The sequence below is a fragment of the Pseudomonas sp. 1D4 genome, assembly GCF_001728925.1.
In the GTDB taxonomy this organism is placed as follows: Bacteria; Pseudomonadota; Gammaproteobacteria; order Pseudomonadales; family Pseudomonadaceae; genus Metapseudomonas; species Metapseudomonas otitidis.
In genome coordinates, this window is sequence record NZ_LXJQ01000009.1 from 42,491 (window position 1) to 61,640 (window position 19,150).

General features: G+C 68.0%; 15 protein-coding genes. 9 read left to right on the forward strand and 6 right to left on the reverse strand.

From position 1 onward, the window contains the following. The first annotated feature begins 1 nt into the window (after position 1). From A7D27_RS06990 to A7D27_RS07030, 9 genes are read left to right on the forward strand one after another with little or no spacing between them, the layout of a single operon-like run. Positions 2 to 1,513 (forward strand): sigma-54-dependent Fis family transcriptional regulator, encoded by a 1,512-nt coding sequence (locus A7D27_RS06990; protein ID WP_069564465.1) that lies wholly within the window; start codon positions 2 to 4, stop codon positions 1,511 to 1,513. A gap of 56 nt (positions 1,514 to 1,569) precedes the next feature. Then, positions 1,570 to 1,707 (forward strand): type VI secretion protein, encoded by a 138-nt coding sequence (locus tag A7D27_RS06995; RefSeq protein WP_069559060.1) that lies wholly within the window; start codon positions 1,570 to 1,572, stop codon positions 1,705 to 1,707. Between the two features lie 20 nt (positions 1,708 to 1,727). After that, positions 1,728 to 2,915, forward strand: a complete 1,188-nt coding sequence (gene tagH, locus A7D27_RS07000; RefSeq protein ID WP_069564466.1) for a type VI secretion system-associated FHA domain protein TagH — start codon at positions 1,728 to 1,730, stop codon at positions 2,913 to 2,915. A 5-nt stretch (positions 2,916 to 2,920) separates the two neighbouring features. Further along, positions 2,921 to 3,406: a type VI secretion system lipoprotein TssJ gene (gene tssJ / locus A7D27_RS07005; RefSeq protein ID WP_069559062.1), complete on the forward strand. Its 486-nt coding sequence runs from the start codon at positions 2,921 to 2,923 to the stop codon at positions 3,404 to 3,406. Position 3,407: 1 nt separating this feature from the next. Beyond that, positions 3,408 to 4,739 (forward strand): type VI secretion system baseplate subunit TssK, encoded by a 1,332-nt coding sequence (gene tssK, locus A7D27_RS07010; protein WP_069559063.1) that lies wholly within the window; start codon positions 3,408 to 3,410, stop codon positions 4,737 to 4,739. Between the two features lie 4 nt (positions 4,740 to 4,743). Continuing rightward, a complete protein-coding gene (gene icmH, locus A7D27_RS07015) occupies positions 4,744 to 5,613 on the forward strand; it encodes a type IVB secretion system protein IcmH/DotU (RefSeq protein ID WP_069564467.1) in 870 nt (289 codons plus the stop codon). 15 nt (positions 5,614 to 5,628) lie between these two features. Further along, the gene (tssM, locus tag A7D27_RS07020; protein ID WP_069564468.1) at positions 5,629 to 9,144 is read left to right on the forward strand and encodes a type VI secretion system membrane subunit TssM; all 3,516 of its coding nucleotides are present in this window, start codon (positions 5,629 to 5,631) and stop codon (positions 9,142 to 9,144) included. Continuing rightward, entirely contained in the window at positions 9,141 to 9,866 is a 726-nt protein-coding gene (locus A7D27_RS07025; RefSeq protein ID WP_069559234.1) for a PP2C family serine/threonine-protein phosphatase, read from the forward strand. Before tssM ends, A7D27_RS07025 begins: the two co-directional genes overlap by 4 nt. Beyond that, positions 9,863 to 10,831: a serine/threonine-protein kinase gene (locus tag A7D27_RS07030; protein ID WP_069564469.1), complete on the forward strand. Its 969-nt coding sequence runs from the start codon at positions 9,863 to 9,865 to the stop codon at positions 10,829 to 10,831. Before A7D27_RS07025 ends, A7D27_RS07030 begins: the two co-directional genes overlap by 4 nt. 42 nt (positions 10,832 to 10,873) lie before the next feature. On the opposite strand, the gene A7D27_RS07035 is transcribed toward A7D27_RS07030, so the two are convergent. The 6 genes from A7D27_RS07035 to A7D27_RS07060 form a co-directional block, all read right to left on the reverse strand. After that, on the reverse strand, positions 10,874 to 12,652 hold the full coding sequence (locus tag A7D27_RS07035) for an acyl-CoA dehydrogenase C-terminal domain-containing protein (RefSeq protein ID WP_069559067.1): 1,779 nt from the start codon (positions 12,650 to 12,652) through the stop codon (positions 10,874 to 10,876). Between the two features lie 189 nt (positions 12,653 to 12,841). Further along, the gene (locus A7D27_RS07040) at positions 12,842 to 14,635 is read right to left on the reverse strand and encodes an acyl-CoA dehydrogenase C-terminal domain-containing protein (RefSeq protein WP_069564470.1); all 1,794 of its coding nucleotides are present in this window, start codon (positions 14,633 to 14,635) and stop codon (positions 12,842 to 12,844) included. Positions 14,636 to 14,749: 114 nt separating this feature from the next. Beyond that, positions 14,750 to 16,042 (reverse strand): diguanylate cyclase, encoded by a 1,293-nt coding sequence (locus A7D27_RS07045; RefSeq protein WP_069564471.1) that lies wholly within the window; start codon positions 16,040 to 16,042, stop codon positions 14,750 to 14,752. 148 nt (positions 16,043 to 16,190) lie between these two features. Continuing rightward, positions 16,191 to 17,996 (reverse strand): phenylacyl-CoA dehydrogenase, encoded by a 1,806-nt coding sequence (locus A7D27_RS07050; RefSeq protein ID WP_044411932.1) that lies wholly within the window; start codon positions 17,994 to 17,996, stop codon positions 16,191 to 16,193. A gap of 161 nt (positions 17,997 to 18,157) precedes the next feature. Further along, positions 18,158 to 18,802 carry a putative metalloprotease CJM1_0395 family protein gene (locus A7D27_RS07055; protein WP_069559071.1) on the reverse strand — a complete coding sequence of 215 codons (645 nt, stop codon included), beginning with the start codon at positions 18,800 to 18,802 and terminating at the stop codon, positions 18,158 to 18,160. 61 nt (positions 18,803 to 18,863) lie between these two features. Next, on the reverse strand, positions 18,864 to 19,145 hold the full coding sequence (locus A7D27_RS07060) for a hypothetical protein (RefSeq protein ID WP_069559072.1): 282 nt from the start codon (positions 19,143 to 19,145) through the stop codon (positions 18,864 to 18,866). Positions 19,146 to 19,150: the final 5 nt, after the last annotated feature.

Genomic DNA, 19,150 nt, shown 5'->3' on the forward strand with positions numbered 1-19,150 from the left:
CATGTTCGCGCAGATGCCGCAGCCGCTCGACTACGCCGAAACCCTGCTCGGGCAGTACGACCGGCTCGTCGGGCTGAGCGACAGCGACGAACTGCTGGGCAGCTTCGTCGGTGCCGCCGCCGAACTGAGCGGCTGCGAACTGGCGCAGCTCTACCTGCTGGACGCGGCGCGTACGCACCTGGGGCTGACGGCGGAATACCTCGAACCCCGCCTCCAGCCCCGGGACCGCGCCACCCTGCCCGCCGACTACCACGACCAGCAGCTGCTGCAGTACAGCCTGTGCCAGGGCCAGCCCCTGGCCCTGACCGAACTCAACCCCGGCCTGCACGACACCAGCTTCCTCCCCGAGGAAGGCGGCCCCTGGCGGGCGCTGCTGTGCCTGCCCTTGCGGGCGCACCAGGGCGCCATACGCGGACTGCTGCTCTGCGCCACCCGCCAGGCCCGCGACCTGGCGGCCTTCACCGGCTCGCTGGAGCGCATGGGCCGCCTCATGCTGGCCCAGCTCGACCTGTTCCAGCGGTTGCAGCCCACCGCCCGTGGCGACGGCTCTCGCAGTGCAACGCCCCGCCCCTGCGCGCGCGGTTTCGGTCTGATCGGTGAGAGCAAGGTGATGCGCCAGACCTACCGCCTGATCGGCAAGGTTCTGCACAGCCCCTACACCGTACTCATCCACGGCGAGACCGGCACCGGCAAGGAACTGGTGGCCCGGGCGATCCACGACCACGGCCCCCGGCGAGAGGCCCCCTTCATCGTGCAGAACTGCTCGGCCCTACCGGAGCAGTTGCTGGAAAGTGAACTGTTCGGCTACCGCAAGGGCGCCTTCACCGGCGCCGACGCGGACCGCGAAGGGCTGCTGGATGCGGCGAACGGCGGCACGCTGTTCCTCGACGAGATCGGCGACATGCCCCTGGCGCTCCAGGCCAAGCTGCTGCGGGTGCTGCAGGAAGGCGAAGTCCGCCCGCTGGGCACGCCCCATCCGCACCGGATCGACGTGCGCATCATCGCGGCCACCCACCGCGACCTGCAGGCCATGATCGCCGCCGGCGAATTTCGCGAAGACCTGTTCTACCGGCTCTGCCAGTTCCCCATCGAACTGCCGCCGCTGCGCCAGCGGGGCGACGACATCCCCCACCTCGCCCGCCACTTCGCCAACCAGGCCTGCCGCTTTCTCCAGCGCTCGCCCTGCCTGTGGTCGGAGGAGGCGCTGGAGCGGCTGGCCCGGCACCCCTTCCCCGGCAACGTGCGCGAGCTGAAGGCCCTGGTGGAGCGCGCCGTGCTGCTCTGCGACGGCGAATTGCTGCCGTCCCACTTCAGCCTGCGTGGCACGCCCCTGCCCAGCGGGCAGCCCCTGAGCCTGCGCGAACGCCTCGACCACTACGAACGCGGCCAACTGATCGAGGCCCTGCGTCGCCACGATGGCAACCGTGCACAGGCCGCCCGCGAACTGGGCCTGCCCCGCCGCACCCTGCTTTACCGCATGGAGCGCCTCGGCATCGGCACAGCGGACCTGTGACGAGCCCGGCCATGCCCACACCCCACTCACCCCCGACTTCCGAAGGAGGATGCCCGATGTTCCCCCTCACCCTACGTGCCCTCGCAGGCCTGGCGCTGTGCATCGCCCTGGCCGGCTGCGGCGGCAACTACAAGTTCGACGACGGCGACTACCGCCCGCTCGGCACCCCGCAGATCCTCAACCGCGGCAACTGACCGCCAGGGAGCGACACGCCATGGAACTGGTTCTAGAAATCGTTGGCGCCCAGCAGTTCGTCCCGACCACCTCCGGTCGGCGACGCTTCCTCCGCGCAGGCGGCAGCCTCGGCCGTGCCGAGGACTGCGACTGGGTGATCCCCGACCAGCAGCGCCACCTGTCCAACCGCCACGCCCGGGTGACCTACCGCGACGGGCGCTACTTCCTCACCGACACCAGCAGCAACGGCATCCGCCTCAAGGCGTCAGGGGCCCACCTGCCCAAGGGGGAGGCGCACCCCATCGAGAACGGCACCGTGTTCTGCATGGGCAGCTTCGACATCCAGGCCCGTCTGGTGCCCACCCAGGACGTTCCACTGGAGGACATCGGACGGCCGACCCCGGCCGGCAGCATCATCCCCGACGACTCCTTCCTCGAGCTCGACCCCCTGGCGAGCCTCGACCAGGAAGAAGAAGCAGACCGGGACGACCTCCACGGCCTGCTCCAGGCCCCCCCCGAGCCCCTGCGCCAGCCCCACGACCATGCGCCCATCGAGCGGGATAGCCTGCCCCTGCCGGAGCTGGTGCCCCCAACCGAGCCCACTGCAGCGCCCATTGCTGCAGCCGAGGTGCCGGTCAGCTTCTGGGAGCGCCTGGGCGATGCCCTGGGTGTCGACCTCGCCCGGCTCGACGCGGTCGAGCGCGAAGCCATGGCCCTGGAGGCCGCCCACCTGCTGCGCCAGTGCGTCCAGGGCCTGCAGCAGAGCCTGAGGACCCGTGCGGAGATCAAGAACGAACTGCGCCTACCCCTCACCTCGATGCAGAACACCGACCTCGGCCCCCTGCGCACGCCCCTCGACGGCCGCGACAGCCTCGGCGCCCTGCTCGCCCCCGGCCAGACCGGCGCGCCCAACGCACGGCTGGCGGTGGCACGGGCCTTCCGCGACCTGCAGGCCCACCAGGTGGCCCTGCTCAGCGCCAGTCGCGCAGCCGTCCGTGCCACCCTCGACCACTTCGCACCCGAGCCGCTGGCCCTGCGTCTGGAGCGGGACGGACGCCTCTCGCGGCTGAGCGGAGCTGGCGGGCGCTGGCGTGCCTACCAGCGCTACCACCAGCGCCTGCGCCACGACGACGACTGGACCGAGCGCCTGCTGGCCCGCGACTTCGCGCAGGCCTACGAGGAACAGGTCCGCCTCATCGCCACCCTTCACGGCAACCCAAGGGAATGATCGCCATGACCCGCTTCAAATCCTTCACCCTCCTGGCCGTGCTGGCGCTTCTCAGCGCCTGCTCGGCCCTGTCGCCCTACTCCGAGCTGACCAAGCTGGACCTCGACCTGCAGGCCAGCGACCAATTGAACCCCGACCTCGACGGCCGTCCCTCCCCCGTGGTGCTGCGTCTGCTGGAACTCAAGCACCCGGTAGCCTTCGAGAACGCCGACTTCTTCAGCCTCTACGAGCGCGCCCGGGAAACCCTCGCCCTCGACATAGTGGCCAGCGAAGAACTGGAGATCCGCCCCGGCGAGCGCCGCGAGCTGAAGCTCAGCATCGACAAGGACAGCCGCTACGTGGCCCTGCTCGCGGCCTACCGCGACCTGCCGGAGACCCGCTGGCGCTACGTGATCGCCGTGCCGCCGCAAGAGCGCACCCGGGTCACCCTGCACCTGGAGCGCAGCGGCCTGTTCGAACCCCACGACCTGCCCAACCGCGAGGTGCGCTGATATGCACACCCACAAGGTCATCTGGCGCGAAGGCATGCTCCTGCGCCCCCAGCACTTCCAGCAGAACGACCGCTACCACGACAACCAGATCCGCCAGCGCACGCGCCTGCTCAGCCGCTACTGCTGGGGCTTCTTCCACCTGGAGATCGACCCGCAGTTCCTCGCCACCGGCAAGCTGGTGCTGAGCCAGGCCGCCGGCGTGATGCCCGACGGCAGCCTGTTCGACCTGCGCAGCCGCAGCGAGCCGCTGGCGCTGGACATCCCGCCCAACACCAACCAGACCCCGGTGTACCTGGCCCTGCCGCTGGTCACCGGCAACCACATCGAGGCCCGCCGCAGCGACCAGGCCGACGTCCTGGCGCGCTACACCGGCCATGACCTCGACGTGGCCGACTCCAACGCCGGCGAGGACTCCAGCACCCAGATCACCTGCGCCCGCCCGGACTTCCGCCTGCTCCTCGGTGAACAGCGCAACGACGAAGCCTACGTAAGGCTGAAACTCTGCGACGTGCTCGACACCTCCCCGGAAGGGCGCATCACCCTGGACCCGGCCTTCATCCCCAGCCACCTGCACCTGGCCGGCTCCGCCTACCTGCTGTCCTGCCTGAAGGAAGTCATCGGCATGCTCGGCCACCGGGGCGACACCCTCGCCGAGCGCATCCGCTCCAACGGCCAGGTGGCCGGCGCCGAGGTCGGCGACTTCATGATGCTGCAGCTGATCAACCGCACCGACCTGCTGCTCCGGCACTACCTCGAGCAGGAGCACGTGCACCCGGAGGAGCTGTACCGCACCCTGCTGGCCATGCTGGGCGAGATCACCACCTTCTCCAGCGACAGCAAGCGTGCCCGCCTCGACAGCCGCTACCAGCACAACGACCAGGGCGCCAGCTTCCGCGCCCTGATGGATGCCCTGCGCCAGGCCCTGTCCATGGTGCTGGAGCAGCACGCCATCGAACTGGGCCTGCAGCAGCGCCAGTACGGCATCCTCGTGTCGCCGCTGAAGGACCACACGCTGCTCTCCACCTCCTCCTTCGTGCTCGCCGCCAGCGCGCAATGCGAGCCCGAGGAACTGCGCCAGAACCTGCCCTCGCACCTCAAGGCCGGCGCGGTGGAGCAGATCCGCCAACTGGTCAACCTGCACCTGCCGGGCATCCGCGTGCGCCCGCTGCCCGTGGCGCCCCGGCAGATCCCCTTCCACGCCAACAAGACCTACTTCGTCCTGGAAATCACCGCGGAGGAACGCAGCCAACTGGAGCGTTCCGGCGGCTTCGCCTTCCACGTATCCGGCGAATTCGCCGGGTTGGACCTGAAGTTCTGGGCCATCAGGAACTGAGCGCATGCAAAAGGAAATGGACTATCCACAGGACGACCGCACCGTCCTGCTCGACCGCCGCAGCGACGCCCCTCATCGCGGCCCCCTCACCGACCTGGCCGACGCCCCGCGCCTCGAACAGCTGGAAAGCCGCATGGTGCATGCCGCCCGGCTGCGACCGGCGGAGGCCTTCAACATCAGCCTCAACCCGCTGGTCTCCGCCGCCGCCAGCCTGCTGTCGGAGATCGTGCGGCTCAAGCACAGCCAGCAGGGGGAGGACCTCGCCGTCCTCAACCAGGCACTGGCCGACGGCGTCCGCCAGTTCGAGCAGCACGCCCTGCAGGAAGGCCTGGAGAACGGCGATGTGATGGCCGCCCGTTACGTGCTCTGCACCGTGCTGGATGAAGCCGTGGTCACCACCGCCTGGGGCGACCAGAGCACCTGGGCACAGATAAGCCTGCTCAGCCAGTTCCACAACGAAACCTTCGGCGGCGAGAAGTTCTTCCAGTTGCTGGACCGCCTGACCCGCAACCCGGTCAAGCACCTGGCCATGCTGGAGCTGATGTACCTCTGCCTGGCCCTCGGCTTCGAGGGCAAGTACCGGGTAGCGGCCCGCGGCATGCTCGAGCTGGAGGCCATCCGCGACAGCCTTTACCGACAGATCCGCCACCTGCGCGGCGACGTGCCCCGCGAGCTGTCGCCCCAGTGGCAGGGCCTGCAGGAGCCCGGGCGCGGACTGGTACACAGCGTCCCGGCCTGGCTGGTGGCGGCCCTCACCCTGGCCTGCCTGCTGGCCATCTATGCCGGCTTCGCCTGGGTGCTCGACGATCAGCGCGAAGCCGTGCTGCAGCCCTTCCTCCCGGCCGCCTCCGGCCCGCTGGACCTCACGCCGTAACACAGGGACCGTGTCATGAAAGATTTCTTCAAAAAGCTCGGCGCCGTGTTGCGCCGGACCTGGGTCTGGAGCCTGCTGCTGGTGCTGATGCTGGCCCTGCTGGTGTGGTTCGCCGGGCCCCTGCTCGGCATCGCCGATCACAAGCCGTGGGAAGACGCCGGCAGCCGACTGCTGAGCATCGCCGTGCTGTTCCTCTGCTGGGGGCTGTTCATCGTCTTCAGCACCTGGCGGGGTACCCGCAAGCGCGAGGCGCAGCAAGCCACCGAGGACGGCCAGGAGCAACTGCGCCGTGAGGAGGAGGCCAGCGAGGAACAACGCGAACTCGCCGCCCGCTTCAAGGACGCACTGCGTACCGTGCAGCGCTCCAGCCTGTACAAGGGCCAGGGCGAACAGCGCCGCCGCGACCTGCCCTGGTACCTGGTACTGGGCCCCCAGGGCAGTGGCAAGACCACCCTGCTGGACTTCTCCGGCCTGGACCTGCCGCTCAACCAGAACGACCGCACCCTCACCCGCGACACCCACGGCACCCGCTACTGCGAGTGGTACTTCGCCGAGCAGGGCGTGCTGATCGACAGCCCCGGGCGCTACCTCACCCAGGGCGACCCGGAGGTGGACGGCGGCGCCTGGAACAGTCTGCTGGCCCTGTTGCGCAAGCGCCGTCGCACCCGCCCGCTCAATGGCGTGATCGTCAACCTGCCCATCGACCTGCTGACGAGCGGCGACGAGCAGGCCCTGGACGACCTGGCACGGCAGGTCCGCAAGCGCCTCCAGGAGATCCACCAGCGCCTGCATGCGGAAGTGCCCGTCTACCTGGTGCTCGGCAAAGCCGATACCCTGCCCGGCTTCGAAGAGTTCTTCGACCACCTCTCCCGCGAGGAAAGCGACCAGGTCCTCGGCGCCACCTTCCGCGAGGGGCAGAACGGCACCAGCGGCCAGGTGGTGCGCCAGGAGTTCGAAGCCTTGCTGCGGCGCCTCACCAGCCAGGTCATCACCCGCATGCACCAGGAGCGGGACACCGGCCGCCGGGGGCGCATCCTCGACTTCCCCACCCAGCTCGGGCGGATCGGCGAGCCGCTGTGCGTGTTCATCGACATGGCCTTCACCGGCAACCGCTACCAGCGCGCCAGCCTGCTGCGCGGTTTCTACTTCACCAGCGCGCCGCATCTGCTCCAGGAGCTGGACGAAAGCACCGCCCGGGTCGGCGCCAACCTGGGCCTGCGCAGCAGTGCCCTGCCCACCCTGCGCGGGGGGCGTGCGCGCTTCATCCACCAACTGTTCAGCCAGGTGATCTTCCCGGAGGCCGACCTGGCCGGGCTCGATCCGCGCGAAAAGCGCCGCATCGACTGGGGCCAGCGCGGGCTCTACGCCAGCGCGTTCGGCTGCGTGGCGCTGTTCGGCCTGGCCTGGGCGGCGGGCTTCAGCAGCAACCACCAGCGCCTGGAGGCCGTGCGCGACCATGGTCGGGTGATCGAGACCCAACAGGCCCTGCTCGACCCTCGCGAAGACGCCCGCGCCGCCCTTACGCTGCTGGACCACAGCTTCGCTGCCACCCGCGTCTTCCCCAGTGCCGCCGAGCGCTCGCTGCTGGAACACAACGGGCTCTACCAGGGCGGACGCAGCCAACCCGTACTCGACGACGCCTACGGCCGCGCCCTGGAGCAGCAGTTGCTGCCGCGCATCGCCACCAGCCTGGAGGGCCAGGTACGCGCCAGCCTGGGCAACCGCGAACGCCTGCTGGCCAGCCTGCGTGCCTACCTCATGCTGAACCTGCCGGAGCGGCGCGACGCCGCCTTCCTCAAGAGCCAGCTGCAGGCCGAATGGTCGCTGCGCTACGGCGGCGATGCCGCGACCCAGGCCGCGCTGACCGAGCACCTCGACCGCCTGCTGGCGCGCCCCTTCGTCCACCCGCTGAACGAGCCCCTGGTGGCCCAGGCCCGCCAGCGCCTGCGCAGCGAATCCCTGGCAGCCGTGGTCTACCGCGTACTCCGCGACCAGGCCCGCAGCCTGCCGGAGTACAGCTTCGCCCAGCGCGTGGGACCGCAGGGCGCGCTGTTCTCCGGCACCGACTACCGCATCCCGGGGTTCTACACCCGCCAGGGCTACCAGCAGTTCTTTTCCGCCAAGGGCCTACCCACGGTGCGTGAGCTGCTGCGGGACAACTGGGTGATGGGCGAAGGCGGCAACCTCAGCGTGCAGGACCTCGGCCGCCTGATGGTCGAGCTGCAGCAGCTGTACTTCCGCGACTACGCCAACCACTGGAGCGAGGCGATCAACCGCCTGAAGCTGGAGCCCCTGCTGGACACCTACCAGGGCGCCGAGCAACTGGCCGGGCTGACCGCAGCCAACTCGCCGCTGCTGCAACTGCTGGTGGAGGTGCGCGAGCACACCCGCCTGCCCGGCATCGCCGACGCCACCGCCGAGGCACCTGCCGACGGGGCCAAGGCCGATGGCGCCCTGGGCAAGGTCGCCGCCGTCGCGGAGAAGGCCCGGGACGCCCTGGCCAGCAACCTGCCGGACACCGCGCGACTGACCATGGAGCGCCGCTTCGAAGCCCTGCACCTGTTGCTGGACGACAACGGCGGTGCCGCAGCCGACCTGGTCCCGGTCATGCGGGCGCTCAACGAGCTGCAGCTGCAATTGGCCACGCTGGCCCGCTCCAGCCAGCCGGAGCAGGCCGCCTTCGACCTCGCGCGCAACCGCATGGGCGGCCAGAGCGATGCCCTGGCCAACCTGCGCAGCAGCGCCTCGCGGCTGCCCCAGCCGATTGGCGGTTGGCTGGCGATGATGGCGGGGGAAAGCTGGCACCTGATCCTCAGCGGCGCCCACCAGTACCTCAACCAGCGCTACCAGAGCGAGCTGTACGGCTTCTACCTGAAGGCCCTGGACAAGCGCTATCCGTTCAACCCGCGCAGCCACAGCGACGTCGCCTTGAGCGACTTCCGCGAGTTCTTCAAGACCCAGGGCCTGGCGGATCGCTTCTTCGACACCTACCTCAAGCCCTTCGTGATCGGCACGCCCGGTGAGTACCGCGTGCGCTCGGTGGACGGCGGCAGCCTGCCCATCGCCCGCGGTTTCCTCGACCAGATGGCCAACGCCCAGGCCATCCGCCTGAGCTTCTTCGCCGACAACCCCAACGAGCCGCAGGTGCGATTCCGCCTGGAGCCTTACTCCATCGATCCGGCCCTGAGCCGCGCGGAGTTCCGCTTCGGCGACCGGCTCATGGAGTACCGCCATGGGCCCATCGTGCCCATGTCCTTCAAGTGGCCCACCGAGGCCGAGGAAGGGCGCAGCAGCCTGGTGCTGGAGGAGCTCAGTGGGCGGCGCATCGGCGTCGAGCGCAACACCGGCCCCTGGTCGCTGTTCCGCCTCTTCGACCAGATGCAGACCGAGTACCACAGCGGCCGCGACGTGCTGATGCTCAAGGCGGAAGTGGACGGGCTGCGGGCTCACTACCTGGTGCAGAGCCAGCGTTCACCGAACCCCTTCGACCTGGGCATGCTGCGTGCCTTCCGCCTGCCGGTGAGTCTCTGATGCCAGGCGCAACCTGGACCAGCGCTGCCCGCACCCACCCTGGCAAGGTGCGGGCACGCAACGAGGACGCCTTCCTGGACAGCCCGGACCAGGGCCTGTGGGTGGTGGCTGACGGCATGGGCGGCCACCACGCCGGCGACCGCGCCAGCCGCCTGGTGGTGGAGAGCCTGGCCGAGTTGCCTGCCACGGGCGACTTCGCCAACCGCTTGCAGCAGTTGCGCCGCCATCTGCACTGGCTGAACCGCAGACTGGCGGACGAACTCACCGTCACCGACGGCCAGCGGCGGATCATGGGCAGCACAGTGGCCGCCCTGCTGGTGGAGGGCAGTCGCGCCGCCTGCGTGTGGGCCGGCGACAGCCGCTGCTACCTGTGGCGCTGGGGCTGCCTCTACCAGCTCACCCGCGACCATTCACTGCTACGCGAGCTGATCGAGGACCAGGGCATGAGCCCGGAACAGGCCGGCCGCCACCCATCCGCCCATGCCCTGACCCGTGCCCTGGGCGGTGACGGCGACTTCGCCCTGGATGTGCTGGAGCTGGAGCTGCACCCCGGCGACACCTTCCTGCTCTGCAGTGACGGGCTGTACCGCGAGCTGGACGAGGTCGACCTGAGCCGGGCGCTCAGCCTCGCCTCGCCCGTCGCCACCCTGGAACAGCTCTTCGAGCAGGCCCTGCTGGGGACGGCCCCGGACAACCTCACTGCCGTGGTGGCGCGCCGATGAGCCGGACCAAGCGCCGCCGCAAGCCACGCCAGGCTCCCGCGCCGGCGGCGCATGTGGGCCTCGCCCGTCCCGTCGCCCCGGCAGTCGGCCTCGGCGAACTGCCGGCCGTGCTCAACGGACGCTACCGCCTGGAGCGCCTGCTGGGCATCGGCGGCATGGGCTCGGTGTACCGGGCGCGGGACCTGCTATGGGAACAATTCGGTGAACCGGCGCCCTGGGTGGCGGTGAAGCTGCTGAACGAGGAGTTCGCCACCATCCCCGATGCCAGCACGCTGCTCTACAGCGAGTACGCCCTGGCGGTGCGCTTGCGCCACCCGGCCATCGTCCGCCTGTATGCATTCGAGGTGGACACGGCCTGCTGCCGTGCCTTCATCACCCAGGAGCTGCTCAAGGGCCTGCCCCTGGACCACCTGCTCTGCGATCGCCCGACCGGGCTGCCCTGGCCGGAGCTGCGTGAAATCGCCGTACCGCTGCTCGGCGCCGTCGCCCACGCTCACCACTGCGGCGTGGTGCATGGCGACCTGAAGCCGAGCAACGTGATACTCACCGACGCGGGACCACGGCTGTTCGACTTCGGCCTGGCCCATGCCGACGGCGGCCTACCCGCCCTGGCGCGGGAACGGATCGGCGCCTGGACGCCCCGCTACGCCGCCCTGGAGCTGCTCGACGGCGACAGGCCGAGCCCCTCCAGCGACCTCTACGCACTGGCCTGCGTGCTTTACGAACTGGCGACGGGGCGCCACCCCTATGGCCGGCTGGACGCCCGCCAGGCCCTGGAGCAGCACTGCCACCGGCAACTGGAAGCCCCCGGTGTCTTGCCCCTGGGAACCTGGCGCGCCTTGCGAGCAGCCCTGGCGCCGACGGCCACGGCGCGCCGCATTGGGCTGGAGGAGCTGGAGGCGACCTTCCGGCGCCGGGGGCCGTTGCTGCCGGAATGGATCAGGCGCCCCTTGGCGCGGCTATGAAAAAGCCCCGCCAAGGCGGGGCTTTTTCATTCACGCTGCGCCTTAGAACTGCGCGGCGTCCAGCAGGTAGAGCGAGTCACTGCCGGCCTTGACCGAGGCGGTCAGGGAGTGGATACGCGGCAGCAGGCGGGCGAAGTAGAAGCGCGCGGTGCCAAGCTTGCTGGCATAGAACTCGTCCTGGCCTTCCTTGCCCAGGGAGGCGCGGGCCATCAGCGCCCACATGTAGGCATAGGCGGTGTAGCCGAACACCTGGAGGTACTCCACGGAGGCGGCGCCGATCTCGTTGGGGTTGGTCTTGGCGCTTTCCAGCAGCCAGGCGGTGAGGTCGTCCAGGTTGGCGATGGCGGCCTTCAGCGGCTCGGTGAACTCGGCCAGCTCAGCCGACGCGCCGTTGGCGAAGGCCTTCACCTCATCGGCGAAGTGCTTGTAGAACGCGCCTCCACTGCCCACCACCTTGCGGCCGGCGAGGTCCAGGGCCTGGATGCCGTTGGTGCCTTCGTAGATCTGGGTGATGCGGCAGTCGCGTACCAGTTGCTCCTGGCCCCACTCGCGGATGAAGCCGTGGCCGCCGAAGACCTGCTGGCCGTGGACGGTGGTTTCCAGGCCGAGGTCGGTCAGGAAGGCCTTGGCCACCGGGGTGAGCAGGGCGACCAGTTCCTCGGCGCGCTTGCGCACCACCGGGTCCTCGCTGTACTTGGCGGTGTCCAGTTGCAGGGCCACGTAGCTGGAGAACGCACGGCCACCTTCGTTGAAGGCTTTCATGGTCAGCAGCATGCGGCGCACGTCCGGGTGGACGATGATCGGGTCGGCGGCCTTGTCCTTGGCGACCGGGCCGGTCGGGGCGCGGCTCTGGATACGCTCGCGGGCGTATTCGATGGCGCTCTGGTAGGAACGCTCGCCGGTGGCCAGGCCCTGGATGCCGACGCCCAGGCGCTCGTAGTTCATCATGGTGAACATCGCGGCCAGGCCCTTGTTCGGCGCATCGACGATCCAGCCAGTGGCGCCGTCGAAGTTCATCACGCAGGTGGCGGAGGCCTTGATGCCCATCTTGTGCTCGATGGAGCCGCAGGACAGGCTGTTCTTCTCGCCGAGGGAGCCGTCTTCGTTCACCAGCACCTTGGGCACCAGGAACAGGGAGATGCCCTTGGGACCGGCCGGTGCGTCGGGGAGCTTGGCCAGCACCAAGTGGATGATGTTCTCGGTCAGGTCGTGCTCACCGCCGGTGATGAAGATCTTGGTGCCGGTGATCTTGAAGCTGCCGTCGGCCTGGGGTTCGGCCTTGGTGCGGATGATGCCGAGGTCGGTACCGGCATGGGGCTCGGTGAGGCACATGGAGCCCGCCCAGGTGCCGGCGTACATGTTCGGCAGGTATTTCTGCTTCAGCTCTTCGCTGGCGTGGGCGTTGATGGAGAGGCAGGCGCCAGCGGTCAGCATCGGGTAGAGGCCGAAGGACAGGTTGGCGGAGTTCACCATCTCTTCTACCTGGGCGGATATGACCTTGGGCATGCCCATGCCACCGAACACCGGGTCGCCACCGACGCCGACCCAGCCACCTTCGGCGTAGGTGCGGTAAGCCTCGGGGAAGCCGGCCGGGGTGCTCACGCGGCCGTCGTTCCACTGGCAACCTTCTTCGTCACCGGAACGGTTCAGCGGTGCGATGACGCCGCTGGTGACCTTGCCGGCCTCTTCCAGGATCGCCGACGCGGTTTCGGCATCGACCACCTCGGCCAGGGCTGGCATTTCGGACCAGAGCTTGGCGACGTCGAAGACTTCATTGAGGACGAAGCGCATATCGCGCAGGGGCGCTTTGTAGTCAGCCATGTGCAAACCTCGCAGGAACTCTCAGGTGGCCGGTCAGGCCGGTTTCACGGAACAGGCCGGCAGTGTATCCGAACAACTCGACAGACACATAGGGTCAGCGCGTGACCATATAAAATATTCCGGTCACATAACTTAACCTTTGCGAAAAGGCCCGCACGCGGCGGGCCCGGTCGCTCTGACGATAGGCAATCAGAGGGCGAACTGCTCGGCGGAGAGGGCCATCAGGCAGTCGCTGCCGGCTTCGGCCGCAGCCTTGTGAGCGGCAGTGCGAGGCAACAGGCGCTTGAAGTAGAAGTCGCAGGTGAGCAGCTTCGCTTCGTAGAAGGCGGCTTCGCCGGTGCCGGCGTCCAGTTGTTGGCGAGCGACCACTGCCATCTGCAGCCAGAAGTAGGCCAGCACGATGTAGCCGCTGTACATCAGGTAGTCCACGGACGCGGCGCCGACTTCATCGGGATTCTTCATCGCCGCCATGCCGATGCGCTGGGTCAGTTCGCCCCACTGGCGATTGAGGTCGGCCAGTTGTGCTACCTGGGCCTTGAGTTGCGGGTGCTCGGCCTGGGCCTGGCAGAACTGGTGGACACGCTTGGTGAAGCCCATCAGCAGCTTGCCCTGGCTACCCAGGACCTTGCGGCCCAGCAGGTCGAGGGCCTGGATGCCGTTGGTGCCCTCGTAGATGGGGGCGATGCGGCAGTCGCGCACCAGTTGCTCCATGCCCCACTCGCGGATGTAGCCGTGGCCGCCGAACACCTGCATGCCGAGGTTGGTGGCTTCGAGGCCGGTCTCGGTCATGAAGGCCTTGCAGATGGGGGTGAGGAAGGCCAGCAGGTTCTCGGCCTGCTCGCGCTCTTCGGCGCTTTCGGCGCCGTGGGCGATGTCCAGTTGCTGGGCCGTGAAGTAGGCCAGGGCGCGGTTGCCCTCGTTGAAGGCGCGCATGGTCAGCAGCATGCGGCGTACGTCCGGGTGGACGATGATCGGGTCGGCGGGCTTGTCCGGCGCCTTGGGCCCGGTCAGGGCACGCATCTGCAGGCGCTCGGTGGCGTAGCGCACGGCGCCCTGGTAGCTGGCCTCGCCGAGGCAGAGGCCCTGCATGCCGGTGCCCAGGCGGGCGTGGTTCATCATGGTGAACATGCAGTTCAGGCCCTTGTTGGCCTCGCCGATGAGGAAGCCGGTGGCGCCATCGAAGTTCATCACGCAGGTGGCGGAGGCCTTGATGCCCATCTTGTGTTCGATGGAGCCGCAGGACACGGCGTTGCGCTCGCCGATGCCGTCTCCCCGGGGCAGGAACTTGGGCACGATGAACAGGGAGATGCCCTTGGTGCCGGCAGGGGCGTCGGGCAGCTTGGCCAGGACGAGGTGAACGATGTTCTCGCTCATGTCGTGCTCGCCGGCGGAGATGAAGATCTTGGTGCCGGAGATGGCATAGCTGCCATCGGCCTGGGGTACGGCGCGGGTCTTGATGATGCCGAGGTCGGTGCCGCAGTGGGGCTCGGTCAGGCACATGGTGCCGGTCCAGCGGCCTTCGGTGAGGCGGGTCAGGTAGGTCTGTTTCTGTTCTTCGCTGCCATGGGCATGGATGGCGGACATGGCGCCATGGGTCAGGCCCGGGTACATGGCCCAGGACTGGTTGGCCGAGGCGACCATCTCGCTGACGATCAGCCCGAGGGAATGCGGCAGGCCCTGGCCACCGTAGGTGGGATCGGCGGAGAGGCCGTTCCAGCCGCCCTCGACGTACTGGGCGAAGGCTTCCTTGAAGCCCTTGGGCGTGGTGACCACGCCATCCTTCCACTGGCACTCCTCTTCGTCACCGGAACGGTTCAGCGGCGAGAGCACCTGCTCGCAGAACTTGGCGCCCTCTTCGAGGATCGCGGCGACCATGTCGGGGCTGGCATCGCTGGCGCCGATGGCGGTGTAGGTGGCGGGGAAGTCGAACAGCTCGTCGGTGAGGAAGCGCATGTCGCGCAGGGGGGCCTTGTACTCGGGCATGGCAGGGTCTCCTTGGCTGCGCCAGGCTCGGCGCCAATCCTCCGGACCCTAATGGCTGGGCGCCCCCTCGACAACGACGCTGCGGGCGCTGAATGCAGCGCCATAACCGGCCGTTCAGGTGGCCGGCTGGCGTACCCGCACGGCGCCCCGACGCGCCTGGCCGTGGAGGAAGACGCGGTTGCGCCCGGCGCTCTTGGCGCTGTACAGCGCCTGGTCGGCGGCCTTGATCACCTCTTCCGGGGTGCGCTGCTCAGCGTCGCGTTCGGCCACGCCGATGCTGATGGTCACCGAGACGCTCTGGGCCGCCGCCGCACCGCGCTTGGCACGCCCCTGCTGGTCGCTCTTCGGCCGGCTGTCGCGGTCACGCAGGTGCAGGGCATAACGCTCGATGGCCTCGCGCACGGCCTCCAGGTGGGGCTGGCATTCTTCCATGCTCTTGCCGGCGAAGACGATGGTGAATTCCTCGCCGCCGTAGCGGTAGGCCTTGCCGCCCCCGCCGACCCGCCGCAGTTGGCTGGCGACCATGCGCAGCACCTGGTCGCCGACATCGTGGCCGTAGGTGTCGTTGAACTTCTTGAAGTGGTCCACGTCGGTCATGGCCAGCACGTAGTTGCGCCCCAGCCGCTGCAGCCGTTCATTGAGTGCGCGACGCCCCGGCAGGCCGGTCAGTTCGTCGCGGAAGGCCATCTGGTAGGCCTCGTGGGCCACCGAGGCGGTCAGGGCGAGCATGGTCAGGCTGGTCATCGCATGCAGGGCGTGGGGCAGGATGAACACCTTCGGCAGCATCCACCAGAGCCCCGCCAGGGCGATCACCTGGGCGGCGTGCTGCGGTCGGGGCTGGCGCAGGTAGGCGATGCCGAGGGCCAGCAGGGCAATGACGAAGGTGAAGTAGGAGAGCTGCACCAGGCTCATCCAACTGCCGTGCAGCAACGGCCAGCGCACGGGGGTGACGAAGGCCAGCATCGCCTCGGGGTAGCTCCGCCCCAAGGCCATGACGACGCCGAGGGTGGCCAGCAGGACGGCGCTGCGGGCGACGAAGTCCTGCAGCAGGTGGGTGCGCTCCTGCCAGGAGCCGAACAGGCCGAACAACAGCGGCAGCACCAGGCTGGTGAGGTGGAAGACCAGGGCCGCATCCTCCCGCACCACGCGCTCGGCCTGGAAGTAGTCGACCTGGGTGTCCAGCAGGTAGTAACCGATGTAGATCGATGCCAGCAGGAAGAGCTGGCGAAGGCGCCCATAGGCGGCGCAGAACGAGCCGCCGAGCAGCAGCAGCAGGGTGGGCAGGACGTTGAACAGGGAGACGAAGAACTCGCTCATGTCCGCCAGGGTCCCCGCCACCGCACCGCCGAGCACCAGGGCCAGCGGCGGCAGGAAATGGCTGAAGCGGAATGACGGGAGTGTCCGCACGCGTCTGAGTCCGGCTGGTTGGAAAGCAGGCCATATGATGGCACTTCCGCCGGTCACTGGCACTCGGCCGGACGACGCACGGTGCCCGGCAGGGGACCGGAAATGAAGAAGCCCGCCGAAAGGCGGGCTCCTTCAGTACGCGCAGAACTCAGTAGCCCAGGGCGAAGTCTTCTTCGGCCAGGTCCATGAGGTTGCTGGCGCCGGACAGCATGGTTTCCACGTGGGTGCGGGTACGCGGCAGGATGCGCTTGAAGTAGAAGCGCGCGGTCTGCAGCTTGGCCTTGTAGAAGGCAGCGTCGCCTTCGCCGGCAGCCAGTTTCTCGGCAGCCAGGCGAGCCATGTCGGCCCAGAAGTAGGCCAGGCAGGCGTAGCCGGAGTACATCAGGTAGTCCACCGAAGCGGCACCGACTTCCTCGCGGTCCTTCATGGCGGCCATGCCGACCTTCATGGTGACTTCGCCCCACTCCTTGTTCAGCTTGGCCAGCGGCTCGACGAACTCCTTGACGGCTTCGTTGCTCTCGTTGGCCTGGCAGAACTTGTGGACGATCTTGGTGAAGCCCTTCAGCGCTTCGCCCTGGGTCATGAGGATCTTGCGGCCCAGCAGGTCGAGCGCCTGAACGCCGGTGGTGCCCTCGTACATCATGGAGATGCGGCAGTCACGCAGGTTCTGCTCCATGCCCCACTCGCTGATGAAGCCGTGGCCACCGTAGATCTGCATGCCGTGGGAGGCGGCTTCGAAGCCGACTTCGGTCATGAAGGCCTTGGCGATGGGGGTCAGGAAGGCCAGCAGGGAGTCGGCGGCTTTCTTCTCTTCCTCGTCCTGGCTGTACTTGACGATGTCCACCTGCTTGGCGGTGAAGTACACCATGGCGCGGTTGCCTTCGGCGAAGGCCTTCATGGTCAGCAGCATGCGACGCACGTCCGGGTGGACGATGATCGGGTCAGCAGCCTTGTCCGGCGCTTTCGGGCCAGTCAGGGAGCGCATCTGCAGACGCTCGCGGGCGTACTTGATGCCACCCTGGAAACCGATCTCGGCGTGGGCCAGGCCTTGCAGCGCGGTACCCAGGCGAGCGGTGTTCATGAAGGTGAACATGCAGTTCAGGCCCTTGTTCGCCGGGCCGATCAGGAAACCGGTGGCGCCGTCGAAGTTCATCACGCAGGTGGCGTTGCCGTGGATACCCATCTTGTGCTCGATGGAGCCACAGGTCACGGCGTTGCGTGCACCGACGCCGCCTTCGGCGGTCGGCATGAACTTCGGCACGATGAACAGGGAGATGCCCTTGGTGCCCGCAGGGGCATCGGGCAGGCGAGCCAGCACGATGTGGACGATGTTGTCGGCCATGTCGTGTTCACCAGCGGAGATGAAGATCTTGGTGCCGGACACCTTGTAGGTGCCATCGGCCTGGGGCTCGGCCTTGGTGCGCAGCATGCCCAGGTCGGTGCCGCAATGCGGCTCGGTGAGGCACATGGTGCCGGTCCACTCACCGGAAACCAGCTTGGTCAGGTAGGTATGCTTCTGCTCGTCGGTGCCGTGCTGCTCGATGGTGTTCATCGCGCCGTGGGACAGGCCGGGGTACATGCCCCACGCCCAGTTGGCTTCACCGACCATCTCGCTGATGGCCAGGCCCAGGGATTCCGGCAGGCCTTGGCCACCGTGCTCGACGTTGTGGGCCAGGCTCGGCCAGCCGCCTTCGACGAACTGTTTGTAGGCTTCCTTGAAACCGGTCGGGGTCTTAACACCCTCGGCGGACCAGGTGCAGCCTTCGGTATCACCGACGCGGTTCAGCGGAGCGATCACCTGCTCACAGAACTTGGCGCCTTCCTCGAGGATGGCGTCGACCATGTCCGGGGTGGCGTCCTGGCAGCCAGGCAGGCTCTGATAGTGCGCTTCGTAGCCAAGCAGTTCATCGCGAACGAAGCGGATATCACGCAAGGGGGCCTTGTAATCAGGCATAGCGGTAAACCTCTACGGTGGTTCCTAGTTAGGTGACCGGTGAATCGGTCGCTTACAACTTCACGGTAGTCGTTGCCGGCTGCAGGGTGCCGCCCGCAATCAAACAGGTGTTTGAAACATACGTTTCGCACTGACCCTTGTCAAGCATCCACGCCCTGTTATCAGGCACGCGTGTCCAGCAAGGCCGGCGCTTGCTCTGTCTGGGAAATCCGGGCGTAGAGGCGAAGGTCGCCGGAGGTGCTGGCAGCGCCGGACGACGACGCCGCAACCGCACTGCGCCCACCGTTCGCCTCCTCCAGGCGTAACCGGGCGAGCTCGACCCGAGCTTCGGCGGCATAACCGGCAGCCCGTGCCGCCACCTGGCGGTCCTCCGCAGAGGGGTCGACGGGAGCCAGGGCGGCACGCTGCACAATGTCCATCTTGATGAGGGTGGCCTCGGGATCGTTGGCCACAGGGCTGGAGTCGATGCGCACCTCACCGCCGACGGCATAGGCAAGGCCATCGGGTCCGCGTTCGAAGTCGTACCGGGGAGCACTGGCATAGCGCCCGCCAACGGAGGCATGAGCCTGCTCATGGGCGCGCACCTTGCGATCGATGCTGATCAGTTCGCTAACGCGCTCCCGCTCTTCCTGGGTCAGCTCGGTACTGGCGCGGGAAGAGCCCTGATCAGAGGTGCGCGAGGGGGAACCGGAGGAGCGGCTGGGTTTTTCGAGGGCCGTATCGAGGGATGCTCCAGTCGCCACCGTTGATGAACGGGAACGAGTGAAGCTGATGAGGGGATCGAGAGCCGCACTGTCGATCCGCATAAGGCCCTCCGCGCCTGAGCCCGCTCACCGGCCTCCGCCGCGAAGATGGGGAGACCGGGGCTCAAGCCTTGGTATCGACCAGGGTGCCAAGCAGTTCGTCGGCCGTTTTCACGACGTTCGCGCCTGCCAGGGCCTGGTACTTGCCGACGTCCAAATCCACCAGGTTGGAAGCCAGGTCGGCACTGCTGCTTTCGTCCGGACCGCCTTGGGAGCGGGCGGCTGGTACATCGGACGACCGTTGAACGGGCGCACTGGCGATGTCCGACGCGGCCTTGTCGATACGCTGCTGACCGGATTGAAGGGCGTTGAGCCCGTAACTGAATGCACTGCCTGAGATTTCCATCGTCA

Coding starts and splice junctions, on each gene's coding strand:
- A7D27_RS06990 (WP_069564465.1), top strand. CDS start 2: ATGTTCGCGCAGATGCCGCAGCCGCTCGACTACGCCGAAACCCTGCTC.
- A7D27_RS06995 (WP_069559060.1), top strand. CDS start 1,570: ATGTTCCCCCTCACCCTACGTGCCCTCGCAGGCCTGGCGCTGTGCATC.
- tagH (WP_069564466.1), top strand. CDS start 1,728: ATGGAACTGGTTCTAGAAATCGTTGGCGCCCAGCAGTTCGTCCCGACC.
- tssJ (WP_069559062.1), top strand. CDS start 2,921: ATGACCCGCTTCAAATCCTTCACCCTCCTGGCCGTGCTGGCGCTTCTC.
- tssK (WP_069559063.1), top strand. CDS start 3,408: ATGCACACCCACAAGGTCATCTGGCGCGAAGGCATGCTCCTGCGCCCC.
- icmH (WP_069564467.1), top strand. CDS start 4,744: ATGCAAAAGGAAATGGACTATCCACAGGACGACCGCACCGTCCTGCTC.
- tssM (WP_069564468.1), top strand. CDS start 5,629: ATGAAAGATTTCTTCAAAAAGCTCGGCGCCGTGTTGCGCCGGACCTGG.
- A7D27_RS07030 (WP_069564469.1), top strand. CDS start 9,863: ATGAGCCGGACCAAGCGCCGCCGCAAGCCACGCCAGGCTCCCGCGCCG.
- A7D27_RS07035 (WP_069559067.1), bottom strand. CDS start 12,652: ATGGCTGACTACAAAGCGCCCCTGCGCGATATGCGCTTCGTCCTCAAT.
- A7D27_RS07040 (WP_069564470.1), bottom strand. CDS start 14,635: ATGCCCGAGTACAAGGCCCCCCTGCGCGACATGCGCTTCCTCACCGAC.
- A7D27_RS07050 (WP_044411932.1), bottom strand. CDS start 17,996: ATGCCTGATTACAAGGCCCCCTTGCGTGATATCCGCTTCGTTCGCGAT.
- A7D27_RS07055 (WP_069559071.1), bottom strand. CDS start 18,802: ATGCGGATCGACAGTGCGGCTCTCGATCCCCTCATCAGCTTCACTCGT.
- A7D27_RS07060 (WP_069559072.1), bottom strand. CDS start 19,145: ATGGAAATCTCAGGCAGTGCATTCAGTTACGGGCTCAACGCCCTTCAA.